At 63.1% G+C, this 17,808-nt stretch carries 15 protein-coding genes; 7 read left to right on the top strand and 8 right to left on the bottom strand.

The annotated features are described in order from the left end of the window. Window positions 1–21: 21 nt before the first annotated feature. Window positions 22–657 carry a C40 family peptidase gene (locus HX815_RS07380; protein WP_023659314.1) on the bottom strand — a complete coding sequence of 212 codons (636 nt, stop codon included), beginning with the start codon at window positions 655–657 and terminating at the stop codon, window positions 22–24. Window positions 658–907: 250 nt separating this feature from the next. On the opposite strand from HX815_RS07380, the gene HX815_RS07375 reads away from it, so the two are divergent. Further along, window positions 908–1,336, top strand: coding sequence for a TM2 domain-containing protein (locus HX815_RS07375; protein ID WP_003213752.1), 429 nt, complete (start codon window positions 908–910; stop codon window positions 1,334–1,336). Between the two features lie 144 nt (window positions 1,337–1,480). Here HX815_RS07375 and HX815_RS07370 read toward each other — a convergent pair whose 3' ends face one another. The 7 genes from HX815_RS07370 to gshB all read right to left on the bottom strand — a co-directional run bounded on the left by HX815_RS07370 (window position 1,481) and on the right by gshB (window position 7,361). Then, complete coding sequence (locus HX815_RS07370; RefSeq protein WP_003213750.1) at window positions 1,481–2,752, bottom strand: dihydroorotase; 1,272 nt, start codon at window positions 2,750–2,752, stop codon at window positions 1,481–1,483. After that, window positions 2,749–3,753 carry an aspartate carbamoyltransferase catalytic subunit gene (locus HX815_RS07365; RefSeq protein WP_003213748.1) on the bottom strand — a complete coding sequence of 335 codons (1,005 nt, stop codon included), beginning with the start codon at window positions 3,751–3,753 and terminating at the stop codon, window positions 2,749–2,751. The genes HX815_RS07370 and HX815_RS07365 overlap by 4 nt, the downstream gene beginning before the upstream one ends. Window positions 3,754–3,777: 24 nt before the next feature. Further along, window positions 3,778–4,284 (bottom strand): bifunctional pyr operon transcriptional regulator/uracil phosphoribosyltransferase PyrR, encoded by a 507-nt coding sequence (pyrR, locus tag HX815_RS07360; RefSeq protein WP_003213746.1) that lies wholly within the window; start codon window positions 4,282–4,284, stop codon window positions 3,778–3,780. Window positions 4,285–4,356: 72 nt separating this feature from the next. Continuing rightward, window positions 4,357–4,794 carry a Holliday junction resolvase RuvX gene (gene ruvX / locus HX815_RS07355; RefSeq protein WP_008434150.1) on the bottom strand — a complete coding sequence of 146 codons (438 nt, stop codon included), beginning with the start codon at window positions 4,792–4,794 and terminating at the stop codon, window positions 4,357–4,359. After that, window positions 4,794–5,363 carry a YqgE/AlgH family protein gene (locus HX815_RS07350; protein WP_003213742.1) on the bottom strand — a complete coding sequence of 190 codons (570 nt, stop codon included), beginning with the start codon at window positions 5,361–5,363 and terminating at the stop codon, window positions 4,794–4,796. The genes ruvX and HX815_RS07350 overlap by 1 nt, the downstream gene beginning before the upstream one ends. 67 nt (window positions 5,364–5,430) lie before the next feature. Then, window positions 5,431–6,330, bottom strand: a complete 900-nt coding sequence (locus HX815_RS07345) for an energy transducer TonB (protein WP_003213740.1) — start codon at window positions 6,328–6,330, stop codon at window positions 5,431–5,433. Window positions 6,331–6,407: 77 nt separating this feature from the next. Then, the gene (gshB, locus tag HX815_RS07340) at window positions 6,408–7,361 is read right to left on the bottom strand and encodes a glutathione synthase (RefSeq protein ID WP_003213738.1); all 954 of its coding nucleotides are present in this window, start codon (window positions 7,359–7,361) and stop codon (window positions 6,408–6,410) included. A 239-nt stretch (window positions 7,362–7,600) separates the two neighbouring features. On the opposite strand from gshB, the gene pilG reads away from it, so the two are divergent. From pilG to HX815_RS07310, 6 genes are all read left to right on the top strand, one after another. Continuing rightward, entirely contained in the window at window positions 7,601–8,008 is a 408-nt protein-coding gene (gene pilG / locus HX815_RS07335; protein WP_003213736.1) for a twitching motility response regulator PilG, read from the top strand. Between the two features lie 47 nt (window positions 8,009–8,055). After that, on the top strand, window positions 8,056–8,421 hold the full coding sequence (pilH, locus tag HX815_RS07330; RefSeq protein WP_003213734.1) for a twitching motility response regulator PilH: 366 nt from the start codon (window positions 8,056–8,058) through the stop codon (window positions 8,419–8,421). Window positions 8,422–8,433: 12 nt separating this feature from the next. Continuing rightward, window positions 8,434–8,958 carry a chemotaxis protein CheW gene (locus HX815_RS07325; RefSeq protein WP_003213731.1) on the top strand — a complete coding sequence of 175 codons (525 nt, stop codon included), beginning with the start codon at window positions 8,434–8,436 and terminating at the stop codon, window positions 8,956–8,958. Further along, window positions 8,955–11,006, top strand: coding sequence for a methyl-accepting chemotaxis protein (locus HX815_RS07320; RefSeq protein ID WP_003213729.1), 2,052 nt, complete (start codon window positions 8,955–8,957; stop codon window positions 11,004–11,006). Before HX815_RS07325 ends, HX815_RS07320 begins: the two co-directional genes overlap by 4 nt. 198 nt (window positions 11,007–11,204) lie before the next feature. Continuing rightward, window positions 11,205–17,045 (top strand): Hpt domain-containing protein, encoded by a 5,841-nt coding sequence (locus tag HX815_RS07315; protein ID WP_177028014.1) that lies wholly within the window; start codon window positions 11,205–11,207, stop codon window positions 17,043–17,045. Next, on the top strand, window positions 17,038–17,493 hold the full coding sequence (locus HX815_RS07310) for a chemotaxis protein CheW (protein ID WP_003213725.1): 456 nt from the start codon (window positions 17,038–17,040) through the stop codon (window positions 17,491–17,493). The genes HX815_RS07315 and HX815_RS07310 overlap by 8 nt, the downstream gene beginning before the upstream one ends. Window positions 17,494–17,808 lie beyond the last annotated feature (315 nt).

Below are 17,808 nucleotides of genomic sequence, written 5' to 3'. Positions count from 1 at the left end.
TGCTCTCACATCAGCCTGATATCAGCGCTGCACAATCCGCAGGTTGTTCTGTTCTTTAGGCAGGACACGCTTGGCAATCACGTAGTTCTTGTCCCAGAACGGCTTCTTCAGCGTATCGATGCTCACGGACTTGCCACGACGCGGTGCGTGGATGAAACGGTCGTTGCCCAGGTAGATGGCAACGTGGTTCACCTGGCGGCTCTTCAGTTTGAAGAACAGCAGGTCACCCGGTTTCAAATCCTTGCGCTCAACCTTCAGCCCGTGGCCGGCGGCCATGGCGTTGGAAGTGCGCGGCAAATCCACGGCTTTTACGTCGTTAAACGCATATTTCACCAAACCACTGCAGTCGAACCCTTTACTTGGGCTGCTGCCGCCCCAACGATAAGGAGTACCGAGCACGTTGACGGCACGGCTGAGGACGTTGCTGCTTTGCTTGGTGTTGACGGCCATCAGCCCTGGCGCTGCATTACCGTGGGCCTTGCTCAGTTGAGTCGGGCGCTTCACGGTCAGCTTTACCGATTTGGCGGAGCTGGTGGTGGCGTGAACTTTAGGGGTGAAACCGTTAACGTTGGGAAGTCGTTGCTCACGATTGGTGGCGTGGGCGGCCAGTGGCATTAATAGGCAAATGGTTAGCCATGTCTTGAAAAATGGTCGCATTAGGCGTGGCTCTTTTTGGTTTGCGCGCAACTTTATAACAGCTTTTTGTGTCGTGCTAAGGCCGTTTGTCGACTGAACCCTGGGGTCAAATTCAGGAAAACCGTGACGAATTGCCGCGATTGTCCTACACAAGTCAGGCGGTATAAGGCTTTGAGGGAAGCGAAGATACCATTTTCCGCATGTCGGGCGCCCGTAAAAAAGTCACAAAGAAACCAGAAATATTTATCTATCGAGGCTAAAGAGGTACTCCATGAACACCTATCGACAGGATGTTTCGCAACAAGACACCCACAGCAAGGTGATCGGCTACCTGCTTTGGATTTTCGGTTTTACTGGTGCTCACCGCTTTTATTACGGCAAGCCGGTGACCGGGACGATCTGGTTTTTCACCTTCGGTTTGTTCGGGATTGGCTGGTTGATCGACTTGTTCCTGATTCCGGCAATGGACCGCGAAGCGGACCTGCGATTTACCGCCGGGCCGATCGAGTACAACGTGGCCTGGATTCTGTTGGCGTTCCTGGGTGTGTTCGGTTTGCACCGCATGTATCAGGGCAAATGGATCAGCGGGATCATTTACCTGCTGACCGGGGGCTTGTTCCTGATCGGGGTGCTGTATGACTTCTGGACGCTGAATACGCAGATTTCGATCCGCAATGCCGAGCGCAACGGCGGCCGTTAAGCACTCGAACCCAATGCGGGCACGGTCAAATGTGGGAGCCGGGCTTGCCCGCGATAGCATCGCCTCGGTGCATCAGATACACCGAGGTGCCCGCATCGCAGGCAAGCCAGCTCCCACACTGACTGTGCCCACTCCGGATTGGATTTAAGCCTGGTAGCTGATCCGCCCATCCACCAAGGTGTACCGCACAGTCGCCGGCAGGCTATGGCCGATGAATGGGCAGTTTTCACCCTTGGACAGCCAGTGTTCCCCGGCAATCGTGGAGCTGGCCGGATCAAACAGCACCAGGTCCGCCGCCGAGCCCACCGCCAGCTTGCCCGCCGGCAGGCGCAGCGCCTCGGCAGGGCCCGCACTGAGACGCGCCAGCAGGGTCGGCAGGTCCAGCAAACCATCTTCCACCAACGTCATTGCCAGCGGCAGCAACAGCTCGACGCTGCTGATGCCTGGCTCCGTCGCGCCGAACGGCGCCAGCTTGGCATCCCGCTCGTGGGGTTGGTGATGGCTGGAAATCGCCGAAACCACCCCGGACTTCACCGCCGCCCGCAAACCGTCACGGTCAGCGCGGGTACGCAGTGGCGGCTGCACGTGATACAGGCTGGAGAAGTCGATCAGCGCCTCATCCGTCAGAATCAGCTGATACAGCGCCACATCCGCCGTCACCGGCAATCCGCGGGCTTGGGCCTGAGCGATCAGGGCCACGCCGCGAGCGCTGGTCAGCTGGCTGAAGTGCGCGCGTACGCCGCTTTGTTCCACCAGCAGCAGGTCGCGGGCCAGGGCCACGGTCTCGGCGGTTTCCGGGATGCCCGGCAGGCCGAGGAAGCTCGCGGTGGCGCCTTCGTGGGCCAGGCCGCCTTCGGCCAGGTCACGGTCCTGGGAGTGGAAAATCACGGTCAGGTCGAAAGTCGCCGCATATTCCAGCGCACGGCACAGGGTGCGGGTGCTGCGAAAGCTCTCCAGGCCGTTGCCGAAGGCCACGCAGCCTGCGTCGCGCAGGGCGATCAGCTCGGCCAGTTGTTCGCCGTCCAGGCCTTTGCTCAGGGCGCCGATGGGGAACACTTTGCAGTTGCCGGCTTCGCGGGCGCGGTCGAGGATCAGTTCGGTCACCGCCGAGGTGTCCAGCACCGGTTTGGTGTGGGGCGGGCAGCACAGGCTGGTCACGCCACCGGCAGCGGCGGCGCGGGTTTCGCTGGTGATGTTGCCCTTGCGGCTGTAGCCCGGCTCACGCAGGGCGACGTTCAGGTCAACCAGGCCAGGCGCGGCGATCAGGCCTTTGGCGTCGATAGTTTCGCTGGCGCTGAAGCCTGCGGGTGCGGCGCCGATGGCAATGATCTTGCCGGCTTCCAGGTGCAGATCGGTGACTTGATCCAGGCCGCTGGCCGGATCGATGACTCGGGCGCCGAGAATGCTGAGCTTCACTGGGCGTTCTCCTGCTCGAATTGACGTTGCGCGGTTTGCCCGCTCATGGCCATGGACAATACCGCCATGCGGATGGCGATGCCGTACGTGACCTGGTTGAGAATCACCGACTGCGCGCCATCGGCCACCGCCGACTCAATCTCCACGCCACGGTTGATTGGCCCCGGGTGCATCACGATGGCGTCCGGCTTGGCGCCGGCCAGGCGTGCGGTGGTCAGGCCGAACAGGCGATAGAACTCGCCTTCGCTCGGCAGCAGGCCGCCCGCCATACGCTCGCGCTGCAAGCGCAGCATGATCACCACGTCCACATCCTTCAGGCCTTCGGCCATGTCGGTGTAGACCTTCACGCCGTACTGCTCGATACCGATCGGCAGCAGGGTCTTGGGGGCGATCACGCGGATGTCCGGGCAACCCAGGGTTTTCAGGGCCAGCATGTTCGAGCGTGCAACCCGCGAGTGCAGGATGTCGCCGACAATGGCCACCGAGAGGTTTTCAAAGCTGCCCTTGTGCCGCCGGATGGTCAGCATGTCGAGCATGCCCTGGGTCGGGTGGGCGTGACGGCCGTCGCCGCCGTTGATGATCGCCACATTCGGGCACACGTGCTCGGCGATGAAGTGCGCAGCACCGGAATCGCCGTGGCGCACCACGAACATGTCGGCGGCCATGGCTTCCAGGTTGCGCAGGGTGTCGAGCAGGGTTTCGCCCTTGCTCGCCGACGAGGTGGACACGTTCAGCGTGATCACGTCAGCCGACAGGCGTTGGGCCGCCAGTTCAAAGGTGGTGCGGGTGCGGGTCGAGTTCTCGAAGAACACGTTGCAGATGGTCTTGCCGCGCAGCAACGGGACTTTCTTCACCGCCCGGCCGCCGACTTCGAGAAACGAGTCGGCCGTGTCGAGGATTTCGGTGAGCAGTTCGCGGGGCAAGCCGTCGAGGGACAGGAAGTGTTGCAGCTGGCCCTGAGCATTGAGCTGCAGCGGGCGCTTGGCATCTAGAGGCGTCATCGCGGGGACTCTTTACAAGGCGGTTTAAAGGGCAAGGTCTTGCAGTTCGAGTTCGAGCGGCGTGGGACCGGACAATTTTACCCGCTGGTGGGCTTCCAGGGACAGGGTGGCGCCGACCACGTCCGGGCTGATCGGCAATTCGCCGGCGTCCAGGTCCAGCAGGCAGACCAGGGTCACGCTGGCCGGGCGGCCGTAGTCGAACAGTTCGTTCATCGCGGCGCGGATGGTGCGACCGCTCATCAGCACGTCATCGATCAGCACCAGGTGCTGGCCTTCGATCTCGAAGGGCAGGGCCGAGGGGCGCACTTGCGGGTGCAGGCCGTTCTGGCTGAAGTCGTCACGGTAGAAAGACACGTCCAGGGTGCCCAGGGGCGAGTCGCTGCCCAGTTCTTCCAGCAGCGCCTGGGCCACCCAGACGCCACCGGTGCGGATGCCGATAAAGCGCGGCTCGCTGATGGCACGGTGTTCCAGGTGCGCCTTGAGGCGGATCGCCATCTGGCTGATCAGGTCGGCGGGATTGGGCAGGCTCATGGGTGCTCCTTCTAGGCCTCGCGCAGGCAAGGTCCGGGCTCAAACGTAAGAAGACGCGGCAAGCCGCGTCAGTCAGGATTCAAATAAAGCGGCGTTTTCATCCAGCCAGCCCTGCAACAGCAGGGCCGCGGCGATGGCATCCACCGGGTTGTCGCGGTAACTGCCTTTCTGCCCGCCACGGTCACGGCGCTCGCCCTTGGCTTCGAACGTGGTCAGGCGTTCGTCGTGGGTATAGAAGGGCAGGTTGTAGCGGCCGTTCAGGCGGCGGGCGAACTTTTCGGCCCGCAGGCACATCTCGCTCGGGGTGCCGTCCATGTTCAGCGGCAGGCCGACCACCACGGCGTCGGGCTTCCACTCCTTGATCAGGGCTTCGACCTGGTTCCAGTCCGGCACGCCGTTCTGGGCCTTCAGGGTGCACAGCTCGCGGGCCTGGCCGGTAATCACCTGGCCGACGGCGACGCCGATCTGTTTGGTGCCGTAGTCGAAACCGAGGATCAGACGCAAGGCCATCAGGCGTGCCCCGCCTGGCTGGTCAGCAGGCTGAGGTTGATCCGCAGCTTGGCGGCGGCCGCTTCCAGGCGCAGTTCGCTGGGGGTGTTGAACAGGATGTCGGCATCGAACGGGCAGGTCAGCCAGGCATTGCTCGCCAGCTCCGCCTCCAGTTGCCCGGCTTCCCAGCCGGCGTAGCCGAGGGTGATCACACTTTGATCAGGCCCCACGCCGTCGGCAATCGCGAACAGGACGTCCTGGGACGTGGACAGGGACAACCCTTCAAGGTCCACGGTCGCCTGGAATTTCGGCCCGGTGGGGTGCAGCACAAAACCCCGGTCCGTCTGCACCGGCCCGCCGATGTAGATCGGTACGTGCTGGCAGCTGGCGGGTGGGTCGATGTCCGGGCGCAGTTGCTCGAGGATATCGGCCAGGTTGAGGTCTTGCGGGCGGTTGACCACCAACCCCATCGCACCATTGGCGGTGTGCTCGACGATGTAGGTCAAGGTCTGCGCAAAGTTCGGGTCGGCCATATGGGGCATGGCGATCAGGAATTGGTGCTTGAGGTAGGTCGGGCTGACATTTTTCATGTCCGCTAGTGTGGCGTTGGAGGGGCGAACTGACAAGCTGAGGATGCGCAGGAAATCACCGCCAGCATCAATTGCTCGACAGCCGATCACCCTTGGCAAAGCGCCAGGTGCGAATGATTTCCAGGCGGTCGATGTCGTTCAGGTCCCCGGTAAACGGCGCAAAAGGCGCCGCCAGGCGCACGATGCGTTGCGCTGCCTGGTCCAGCAGCGGTTGGCCGGAGGACTCCAGCACCTGCACCTCGTACAAGGTGCCGTCGCGGTTGATCGACACCAGCAGTCGCAAATTGCCGTAGATCTGCTGGCGACGGGCTTCGTCCGGGTAGTTCAGGTTGCCGATGCGCTCGACCTTCTTGCGCCACTCATCCTTATACCAGGCGCCTTTGTCGCGCATGGTGGAGGCGGCGTTGAGGCGGTAGATCCGCGGGCGCTTGGCGTACAGCTGTTGTTCGTGGGCCAGTTCGGCTTCCAGGCTGGAGATCTCACTGGAGAGTTGCGAGCTGTCAAAAGTCGGGGCCGGCGGGGCCGGCGTGGGTTCGGTCTTGGCCTTTTCGCGCTGGGTCGGGGCTTTTTGCGGCTTGGGCGCCACGGTGGTGACCGCCGCCTTGGGTGCGGCCTGTTTCACCTCCGGCTTGGGCGCCGGCGGTGGCGTGACCTTATTGACCTTGTTGTCCTGGAATGGCGCGACTTCAGTGGTCTTGGGCACGGCCTTCTTGTCGAGGGTGCCGCTGCCTTGCTGGTTGTCCTGGGCGAGAAAGTCGGCTTTTTCGGGCTTTTTTTCGCTTTTGAACGTGGCGAGGGTGATTTCCAGGGTCTTGGTGATCTGCTTGGGTTCGGCAAAGGTGAAGCCCAGGCCGAGGATCAGCGCCAGGTGAATCAACGCCGCCAGAAACAGGGTAAATCCGAGCCGATCAGCCGGGCGCACGCCGCTGTGGGAGAGTTCGGGGGGCAGATCGGACGGGAGCGTCATGACAAGAAAACCAACATCGCGCGTTTCACAGGTGGCGCATGATAACGCAATGTTGGTTTGTGTCCGGCTGTTCTATGTCACTTGGCTTGTAGCTTGGCGGCAATCGCAGCCATCAGCATTTCGCCGATGTTCGTGCCAAATGCGTTGTCGATCTCGCGAATACAGGTCGGGCTGGTGACGTTGATTTCGGTGAGGTTCTCGCCGATTACGTCCAGGCCTACGAACAGCAGGCCTTTTTCGCGCAGGGTCGGGCCGACTTGGGCTGCAATCCAGCGATCCTTGTCCGTCAGCGGGCGGGCTTCACCCCGGCCACCGGCGGCCAGGTTGCCGCGGGTCTCGCCGGCGGCCGGAATGCGCGCCAGGCAGTAAGGCACCGGCTCGCCGTCGATCATCAGGATGCGCTTGTCGCCGTCCTTGATCGCCGGAATGTAGGCCTGGCCCATGATCTGCTGGGTGCCCAGCGCAGTCAGGGTCTCCAGGATCACCGACAGGTTCGGGTCGCCGGCGCGGTGGCGGAAGATCGAGGTACCGCCCATGCCGTCCAGCGGCTTGAGGATCACATCGCCGTGCTTGGCGGCGAATTCGCGCAGCACATCGGCGCGGCGGCTGACCACGGTCGGCGGCGTGCACTGCGGGAACAGCGTGGCGAACAGCTTTTCATTGCAGTCGCGCAGGCTCTGGGGCTTGTTGACGATCAGCACGCCCGCGCGCTCGGCCTGCTCCAGCAGGTAGGTGGAGTAGACGAACTCCATGTCGAACGGCGGATCCTTGCGCATCAGGATCACGTCGAGGTCGCTCAGGGGGCTGTCGATTTCGTCTTGCAGCTCGAACCACTTCTCGGGGTTGGCAAACACCTGCAGGGGACGCATCCGCGCCCGCGCTTCACCGTCGCCCTGGTAAAGGTCCGGCTGCTCCATATAGAACAGGCTCCAGCCGCGGGCCTGGGCGGCCAGCAGCATGGCCAGCGAGCTGTCCTTTTTATAGGAAATGCTGGCGATAGGGTCCATGACAATGCCGACGCGAACGCTCATGGGGGATTTCCTCTAGCAAATAAGGGCGCATAAAAGTGGCGTCAGAGTGGCGCTGCGGCTGTTGTGGGTCAAGGAAAAACCACCACGCGGGTCGGCCGATAGATTGCGTTCTGAGACTGTGCTAAAAAGGCTGCCATGGCACATCAGCCCTTGAATTCCGAGGCTTTTGGCGCTCGTCCTGTGCAACATCAGGCAGTACACACCGAAAACCTATTCGCTGTGGCGATGGTAGAGCAGATATGGAACAGCATTCCAACGCCTTGAAAGTGATGGTGATCGACGATTCGAAAACGATTCGCCGCACGGCCGAAACACTGTTGAAGAACGTAGGGTGCGACGTCATCACGGCCATCGACGGTTTCGATGCCCTGGCCAAGATTGTTGACCATCATCCACACATTATCTTTGTCGACATCATGATGCCGCGCCTAGATGGCTATCAGACCTGCGCGCTGGTGAAGAACAACCCGGCGTTCAAGTCGATCCCGGTAATCATGCTGTCCTCCAAGGATGGTCTGTTCGACAAGGCCAAGGGGCGCATCGTCGGCTCTGATCAGTTTTTGACCAAGCCTTTCAGCAAGGAAGAACTGCTGAGCGCGATCAAGGCCTATGTACCGGGCTTCGCCGCAGTAGAACAAGCACACTGACGGGGGCCCCACGAGGGCTTGCGTCTACTAGATAAGTGGGGAAAACCATGGCACGTGTTCTGATCGTCGACGATTCGCCGACTGAAATGTACAAACTGACCGAAATGCTCGAAAAGCACGGTCACACCGTCCTCAAGGCCCAGAACGGCGGCGATGGCGTTGCGCTGGCCCGTCAGGAAAAGCCGGATGCGGTGCTGATGGATATCGTGATGCCGGGCCTCAATGGCTTCCAGGCCACTCGTCAGTTGACCAAGGATGCCGAGACCAGCCACATCCCGGTGATCATCATCACCACCAAGGATCAGGAAACCGACAAGATCTGGGGCGAGCGCCAGGGCGCCAAGGATTACCTGACCAAGCCCGTGGACGAAGAAACCCTGATCGCCACCCTGAACAAGGTGCTGGCCGGCTGACGGCACGTTCCCATGACCGAGTCGCAAACCGCCTTCGAGCTGCTGCTGGACATCGACCGCCGCTGCCGCTTGCTGGCTGCCGACCTGCCGTCCCAGGAAACCCGGCTGCTCAGCTGGAGCGGGATCGGGTTTCGCCTGGGCGAACACTGGTACGTGGCGCCCATGGGCGAGGTGGCGGAAGTGCTGCACGAACCGCGCTGTACCTTGATGCCCGGGGTCAAGCCGTGGATCAAGGGCGTGGCCAACCTGCGCGGGCGCTTGCTGCCGGTGATGGACCTGGGCGGTTTCCTTGGCCTTGAGCTGTCAGTGGCGCGCAAACAACGGCGGGTGCTGGTGGTGGAGTATCAGGACGTGTTTGTCGGCCTGTTGGTGGACGAGGTGGTGGGCATGCAGCATTTCGCACAAGACGCGTTGTCGACGAGCACCGCAGGCGGCGCGCCGTTTATCCAGGGCCAGTTCGACGGCGACCAGCTGTGGCAGGTCTTCAGCCCCTTCGCCCTGGCCCAGGCTCCAGGTTTCATGGATGTCGCCGCATGAGTACCGTCACCCCGGTCAAACCCCAGGAAGCCTCCCGCAGCCGCTCGCAGATCATCGTGCTGTTTATCGCGCTGATCGTGTTCATCATGCTGCTGTTCGCCAACTTCGCGTACCTCAACACCCAGTCCACCTACGACAAACAGTACATCGGCCACGCCGGTGAGCTGCGGGTGCTGTCCCAGCGCATCGCCAAGAACGCCACCGAGGCTGCCGCCGGCAAGGCGGCGGCGTTCAAGCTGCTGGGGGATGCGCGCAACGATTTTGCCCAGCGCTGGGGTTACCTGAAAAAAGGCGACCCGGCCACCGGCCTGCCCGCTGCACCCACCGCCGTGCGTGCAGAAATGCGCGCCGTGCAGACCGACTGGGAAGCGCTGCTGAAAAACGCCGATGCGATTCTGGCCAGCGAGCAAACGGTGCTGTCGTTGCATCAAGTGGCCGCGACCCTGGCGGAAACCGTTCCGCAGTTGCAGATGGAGTCGGAAAAGGTTGTCGATATTCTGCTGCAACGCGGCGCTCCGGCCAGCCAGGTAGCGTTGGCCCAGCGCCAGTCGTTGCTGGCCGAACGCATCCTGGGGGCGGTGAACACCGTGCTGGCGGGGGACGAGACTGCCGTGCAGGCCGCCGATGCCTTTGGCCGCGATGCCAGCCGTTTCGGCGTGGTGCTCAGTGGCATGCTCAACGGCAATCCCGGGCTGCGCATCACCCAGGTTGAGGACCACGACGCCCGCGCCCGGTTGGCGGAGATTTCCGAGCTGTTCGAATTCGTCTCCGGTTCCGTGGACGAAATCCTCGAGACCTCGCCGCAGCTGTTCCAGGTGCGCGCCTCGGCGAGCAATATCTTCAACCTGTCGCAAACCCTGCTGGACGAAGCCTCGCACCTGGCCACCGGCTTTGAAAACCTCGCGGACGGGCGCACTTTCGACACCATCGGCGGCTACGTGCTGGGCTTGCTGGCGCTGGCCTCGATCATCCTGATCGGCCTGGTGATGGTCCGCGAGACCAACCGCCAGTTGCGGGAAACCGCCGAGAAGAACGAGCGCAACCAGAACGCGATCATGCGCCTGCTGGATGAGATTGAAGACTTGGCCGACGGCGACCTGACCGTCACCGCCTCGGTCACCGAAGACTTCACCGGCACCATTGCCGACTCCATCAACTATTCCGTGGACCAACTGCGCGACCTGGTGGCCACCATCAACCTCACTGCCGGCCAGGTGGCCGGTGCGGTGCAGGACACCCAGGCCACCGCCATGCACCTGGCCCAAGCGTCGGAGCATCAGGCACAGCAGATTGCCGAAGCGTCCACGGCGATCAACCAGATGGCCCAGTCCATCGACCAAGTGTCGGCCAACGCCGCCGAATCTTCGGCAGTGGCCGAGCGTTCGGTAGAGATTGCCAACAAGGGCAACGAGGTGGTGCACAACACCATCCACGGCATGGACAACATCCGTGAACAGATCCAGGACACCGCCAAGCGCATCAAGCGCCTGGGGGAATCGTCCCAGGAAATTGGCGACATCGTCAGCCTGATCGATGACATCGCCGAGCAGACCAACATCCTCGCGCTCAACGCCGCGATCCAGGCGAGCATGGCCGGTGATGCCGGGCGTGGTTTTGCGGTAGTAGCCGATGAGGTACAGCGCCTGGCTGAGCGTTCTTCGGCGGCGACGCGGCAGATCGAAACCCTGGTGCGGGCGATCCAGACGGATACCAACGAAGCCGTGATTTCCATGGAGCAGACCACCACCGAAGTGGTGCGCGGTGCGCGGCTGGCCCAGGACGCCGGGGTTGCGCTGGAAGAGATTGAAGGCGTGTCGAAAACCCTGGCGGCGCTGATCCAGAGTATCTCCAACGCGGCGCAGCAGCAGACGTCGTCGGCGGGGCAGATTTCCCTGACGATGAACGTGATCCAGCAGATCACCACTCAGACTTCGTCAGGCTCTACGGCCACTGCCGAGAGCATCGGCAACCTGGCAAAAATGGCCAGTCAGTTGCGGCGGTCGGTGTCGGGGTTCACCTTGCCGGCGGCGAAGCGGGTGGATGAGTGAAATGCGCCCTCGAAAACACCGAAAAGCAAATGTGGGAGCGGGCTTGCTCGCGAATGCGGTGTGTCAGTCGCCGACGCTTTGTCTGACCCACCGCATTCGCGAGCAAGCCCGCTCCCACAGTTGATCTCCTTTGTTTTGAGATCGGTGTACGCATGACCCAGCACTACCAGCAACTCATGAATTCAGACGGGAGCGGTTATGGTTGATCGGCACGACTACGTGGCCCTCGAATGGGTCAAGGGCGAAATTGCCGAAACCCTGAAACAGGCCCGTTCGGCGCTGGACGCCTATGTTGAAGAAAGCAGCAGCGAGGCCATCGGTCAGTGCCTGGAATGCATCCATCAGGTGCATGGCAGCCTGTTGATGGTCGAGTTCTACGGCGCGGCCCTGTTCGCTGAAGAAATGGAACAACTGGCCCTCGCCCTGCAAGGCGCGCGCGTCAGCCAGCGCGACGAAGGCATTCGCCTGCTGCAACAGGGCCTTGGCCAACTGCCGCTGTACCTCGACCGCGTACACAGCGCCCGGCGCGACCTGCCCCTGGTGGTGCTGCCGCTGCTCAACGACCTGCGCAGCGTGCGCGGCGAAAGCCTGCTCTCGGAAACCAGCCTGTTCAGCCCGCAACTGCTGGTGATCCCGCCGCTGCCCGAAGACGCCCTGGCCCAGCGCACGCCAGGGGATTTCCCCGAACTGCTGCGCCAGTGGCGGCAGATGCTGCAACAGGCGCTGGTCGGTTTGCTGCGCGAAGACCACGGCCCCAGCAACCTCGAAGACATGGCGCGGGTCTTCGCCCGCCTCGAAGCCCTGTGCCATGGTGCGCCGCTGTTACCGTTGTGGCAGGTCACCTCGGCGCTGGTGGAAGGCATGCTCATTGGCGTGGTTGCCAACAGCCCGGCGTTGCGCAGTTTGCTCAAGGCCTGCGACAAGGAACTCAAGCGCCTGCTGATCCAGGGCATCAACGGCATCAACACCCCGGCCCCGGATGAGCTGCTCAAGAGCCTGTTGTTCTACGTCGCCAAAGTCACCCGACCGACTCCACGGATGCAAAGTTTGAAAGAACGTTATGGCCTCGATGAAGCTTTGCCCGACAGCGCCGTGGTGGACGCCGAACGCGCCCGCCTGGCCGGCCCGGACCGCGACGCGATGGGCTCGGTGCTCGGCGCGTTGTGCGAGGAGCTGGTGCGGGTCAAGGAACGCCTGGACCTGTTCGTACGCAGCGACCGTCAGCACGCCTCGGACCTTGAGGCGTTGCTGGCGCCGCTGCGGCAGATCGCCGATACCCTCGCCGTATTGGGCTTCGGCCAGCCGCGCAAAGTGATCATCGACCAACTGGCGGTGGTACTCGGCCTGGCCCAGGGGCAGCGCGAACCCAACGATGCGGTATTGATGGACGTTGCCGGTGCGTTGCTCTACGTCGAGGCCACGCTGGCCGGGATGGTCGGCACTGTCGAGCCGGAGCGCCGCGAAGAAAGCCGCCTGCCTACCACCGACCTGACGCAGATCCACCACCTCGTCATCCGCGAATCCTGCCAGTGCCTGACCCAGGCCAAAGAGCTGGTGATCGACTGCATCGAGGCCCATTGGGACCGCCAGCGCCTGGAGTCGCTGCCCGAGTTGCTGACCCAGGTGCGCGGCGCGCTGGCGATGATTCCGCTGCCCCGTGCGGCGAGCCTGATGCGTGGCTGCAATGACTACGTCAACGAGCAACTGATGGTCGGCGACGCCGCGCCTTCCGAGGCGCAGCTTGAGCATTTTGCCGATGTGCTCACCAGCCTCGAGTACTACCTGGAACGCATGCTCCAGGACCACGACGCCCCGGGCGAACGGGTGCTGGAAGTCGCCGCTGAAGGCCTGGCCGCGCTGGGCTATTTGCCGGCCGAAAAACCCTGGCGCCAGGCACTGCTTGAGCAGGGTGATACGCCCACGGAGCAAACCCCGTTCCTCGCCGATGCGTTGGCCAGCCCCACCTCGCGCCTCAACCCGCCGGCACTCCAGCGTCCCGGCAGCCTGCTGCCGCCGCCCGCCGGTGAAGAAGCCATCGATGATGAACTGCGGGAAGTCTTCCTCGAAGAAATCGCCGAAGTCCTCGATGTGCTGCATCGCTATGTGCCCGCCGGCACCGCCAGCCTGGAAGACAAGGCCACCCTGAGCGAAATGCGCCGCGCCTTCCACACCTTGAAAGGCAGTGGCCGCATGGTGCGCGCCCTGGTGTTGGCAGAGCTGGCCTGGGCCGTGGAAAACCTGCTCAACCGCGTGCTGGAGCGCAGCGTCGCGCCGGGCCCGGATGTGCAAGCAGTGCTGGATGACGTGTTGGAATTGCTGCCGGAGCTGATCACCGATTTTGCCGACGATGCCCAGCGCCAGCGCGATGACGTAGACGAACTGGCGGCGCGGGCGCACGCCCTGGCCAGCCGTGTCGAACCGTCGGCCACAGACCCGGCCGCCCTGGACCCGCAGTTGCTGGAAATCTTCCGCAACGAAGCCCAGAGCCACCTCGACAGCCTCAACCGCTTCCTGCAACAGGCCACCGAGCACCTGCCGCTGCAAGTCAGTGATGACCTGCAACGCGCACTGCACACCCTCAAAGGCAGCGCCTATATGGCCGGTGTGTTGCCCATCGCCGAACTGGCGCGCCCGCTGGATCACCTGACCCGCGAATACAAGGCCCACCGCCTGCCGCTGGACCTGGATGAAATCGAATTGCTGCTGGAGGCCGAAGCGTTGTTCCAGCGCGGCGTGCGCCAGCTGGACAGTGACCCTCACGCGGCCATCAATGGTGCAGCAGGGCTGATCGAGCGCACGCAAAACCTGCTGAACAGCCAGCTTGAAGCCTTGCTGAATGCGCCCAACACCGGCCTGCGGATCAAGCGCGACCCGCAGTTGATCGCCAACTTCCTGGCCCAGGGCATGGACATCCTGCTGGACGCCGAAAGCCTGCTGCGCCGCTGGCAACAGCACCCCGGCGAACGCCAGGAACTGAGCGCGCTGCTGGACGAACTGACCACCCTCGGCGAAGGCGCGCACCTCGCCGACCTGCACCCGATGGACGAATTGTGCGAAGCCTTGCTCGACCTCTACGGCGCAGTGGAAGAAAGCAGCCTGGCGGTCAGCGAGCGCTTCTTCCACGAGGCCGAACAGGCCCACGAAGCCCTGATCAACATGCTCGACCAACTGGCCGCCGGCCAGGAAATCAGCGCGGCGCCGGCCCGGGTACGCGCCCTGCGCGAGCTGCTGGATGAAGGCCTCGACCCGTCCGCCACCGGCTTGATCAAGACCGATGGCAGCCGCGCGCTGAGCATCTCCGAGCTGGGCGCCGCTACGGCGAAGCTCGATCAGGGTTTTGCGGTGGATGACGAGATCGTCGAGATCTTCCTTGAGGAAGCGGTGGACATCCTCGACAGCGCCGGCCAGTCCTTGAAGCGTTGGCTGCTGGACCCGGATAACGCAGCGCCGCTGTCATCGTTGCAGCGGGATTTGCACACCCTCAAGGGTGGCGCGCGCATGGCTGAAATCGGCGCGGTGGGCGACCTGGCCCTTGAGCTGGAAAACCTTTACGAAGGTTTGGTGGACCGTCGCTACAGCTATTCCAGCGAGCTGGCCAATGTGTTGATGGCCAGTCATGAGCGGCTGGCGCTGTTGCTTGAGCAACTGCAACACCAGCAACCGTTGAGCGACTCCTCCGACCTGATCAGCCACTTGCGTGAGTTGCGCCAAGGCACCGGACAAGCGGCGCCCGCAGCGGCCGCCGAAGTCGAGACGCCGGGCAGTGATCCCGAGCTGCTGGATATCTTTCTCGAAGAGGCCGCCGACATCCTCGACAGCTCCGGCGCCGCGCTGTTGCGCTGGCAGGCCGAGCCGAAAAATCGCCAGGAAGTCGAGACACTGCTGCGCGACCTGCACACCCTCAAGGGCGGCGCTCGCATGGTCGAGATCGGCCCGATTGGCGACCTGGCCCATGAGCTGGAGTTTCTCTATGAGGGCTTGTCGGCAGGTTTGCTGGCGCCCTCGGCGGAGCTGTTCGCCTTGCTGCAAGGCTGCCACGACCGCCTGGCGCAGATGATCGATGCGGTGGCGGCGGGCATGCCGGTGGGCTCGGTGGACCTGCTGATCGAGCGCATCAAGAGCCTGGTGCGTCCGGCTGAAGTGACGGACGCACCGCTGGCGTTGACGGCAACCAAAACCGAGGCGGTGCCGGCCAGCGATCCGGCCGCCGACATGGTGAAGATCTCTGCCGACTTGCTGGATGACCTGGTCAACCTGGCGGGTGAAACTTCGATCTTCCGTGGGCGTATCGAGCAGCAGGTCAACGATGCGAGCGTTGCCCTCAACGAGGTGGAAACCACCATTGAGCGTATGCGCGATCAACTACGCCGCCTCGACACCGAGACCCAGGGTCGCATCCTCAGCCGCCAGCAGGCCGAGGCCGAACGCCTGGGCTACGAAGAATTCGACCCGCTGGAAATGGACCGCCATTCCCAGTTGCAACAACTGTCCCGGGCCCTGTTCGAATCGGCTTCCGACCTGCTCGACCTCAAGGAAACCCTCGACCGCCGCAACCAGGATGCCCACAACCTGCTGCAGCAACAGGCGCGCATCAACACCGAGTTGCAGGAAGGCCTGATGCGCACGCGCATGGTGCCCTTCGAACGCATGCTGCCACGGCTTAAACGCATCGTGCGGCAGGTGGCGGGCGAGCTGGGCAAGGACGTGGAATTTATCGTCGGCAATGCCGAAGGCGAGATGGACCGCAACGTGCTGGAGCGCATGGTCGCGCCGCTGGAACACATGCTGCGCAACGCCGTCGACCACGGCCTGGAATCCCGCGATGCACGATTGCTGGCCGGTAAACCCGAGAAAGGCCGCATCACCCTGGACCTGACCCACGAAGGCGGCGACATCGTTTTCGACATGCGCGACGACGGCGCCGGCGTGCCGCTTGAAGCCGTGCGGCGCAAGGCGATCAAGCGTGGCTTGCTCGACCCCAACCTGGAAATCAGCGACCGCGACGTGTTGCAGTTCATCCTGCAACCGGGGTTTTCCACTGCCGAAAAAATCACCCAGATTTCCGGGCGTGGCGTGGGCATGGACGTGGTGCATGAAGAAGTGCGCCAGCTGGGCGGCTCGATGGTCATCGACTCGACGCCGGGAGAGGGCGTGCACTTTCGCATTCGCCTGCCGTTCACCGTGTCGGTCAACCGGGCGATGATGGTGCAGTGTGCCGACGATCAATACGCGATCCCGCTGAACACCATCGAAGGGCTGGTGCGGGTCATGCCCCATGAGCTGGAAGGGCACTATCAGCAGGACCCGCCGCGCTACGAATACGCCGGCCAACGCTACGAACTGTTCTACCTCGGCGACCTGCTGCACACCGTCGGCCGGCCGAACCTGCTGGGCCAGTACCAGCCGCTGCCGGTGCTGCTGGTGCAATGCAACGAACGGCGCGTGGCGGTGCAAGTGGACGCCATGGCCGGCACCCGGGAGATCGTGGTCAAGGGCCTGGGGCCGCAGTTTGCCGGGGTGAAGGGCGTGTCTGGCGCAACCATCCTTGGCGATGGCCGCGTGGTGCTGATCATCGACCTGATGGCGCATATCCGCGCCCGGCCACCGGCGTTGCCGGCCCAGGCGGCGGACGCTCCGTTGATCCTCAACGACCCGCTGAAAAAGCGCCCGCTGCTGGTGCTGGTGGTGGACGACTCGGTCACCGTGCGCAAAGTCACCAGCCGCCTGCTGGAGCGCAACGGCATGAACGTGCTCACCGCCAAGGACGGCATCGACGCCATGGCCGTGCTGGAAGAGCACACCCCGGACCTGATGCTGCTCGACATCGAAATGCCGCGCATGGACGGCTTCGAAGTGGCCATCCAGGTGCGCGACGACCCGCGGCTGATGCGCATGCCCATCATCATGATCACCTCCCGCACCGGGCAAAAACACCGTGATCGTGCAATGGCGATTGGCGTCAACGACTACCTCGGCAAGCCTTATCAAGAGTCGGTGCTGCTGGAAAGCATCGCTTACTGGAGCAAGTCCCGTGCTTGATCACCGCGCAACTCAACTCACCGGCTTGCTGCTGCCATTGGCCGACCGTCACCTGTTGTTGCCCAACGTCGCCGTGGCCGAGCTGATCGACTTCCAGCGCGGCGAACCGGCCAGTGATGCGCCGCCGTGGTATTTGCGGCAGGTTACCTGGCGGGATCGGCAGTTGCCGTTGATCAGCTTTGAGGCCGCGTGTGGCGAGTCGGGCGTGGTGGGAGAGCGGGCGCGGATTGTGGTGTTGAACACCCTCGGAGGACGGCCGACGTTGAAGTTTATTGCGTTGGTGATCCAGGGGATTCCGCGCTCGTACAAGCTCGATAGCCAGTTGAGTTATGTGGACGTGCCGTTGTGCCCGCTGGAGTTGGCGGCGGTGCAGGTGGGGGAGCATGTGGCCAGGGTGCCGGACTTGATGGGATTGGAGGCGTTGTTGGTCGAAGCCGGATTGGCCTGAGCTACACATGTTGATGATCGTTCCCACGCTCCGCGTGGGAATGAAGCCTCGGACGCTCTGCGTCCAACTGGCGATGCAAGGCTCAAGTCTTGCGCTGTGGTGACGCGGAGCGTCACGGGATGCATTCCCACGCAGAGCGTGGGAACGATCGCATCGGCGTGCGCTTTACAGTCGGATTTTTCCTGCAACCTCTCGCGCTGTGCATGAACTTGTTGTGCCCTGCGATCGCGCCTAGTCTTCGTCCGTCATCGCAAAAAACGGTGACACGGACGTGCAAGTCCGGTTACATGTCGGCGCACCAACGCCCATAGCCAT

Source organism: Pseudomonas sp. E6002 (genome assembly GCF_013385565.1).
Taxonomy (GTDB): Bacteria; Pseudomonadota; Gammaproteobacteria; order Pseudomonadales; family Pseudomonadaceae; genus Aquipseudomonas.
The sequence above is the reverse complement of the archived record's forward strand: the minus strand, read 5'-3'. Positions and strand labels throughout refer to the sequence as shown.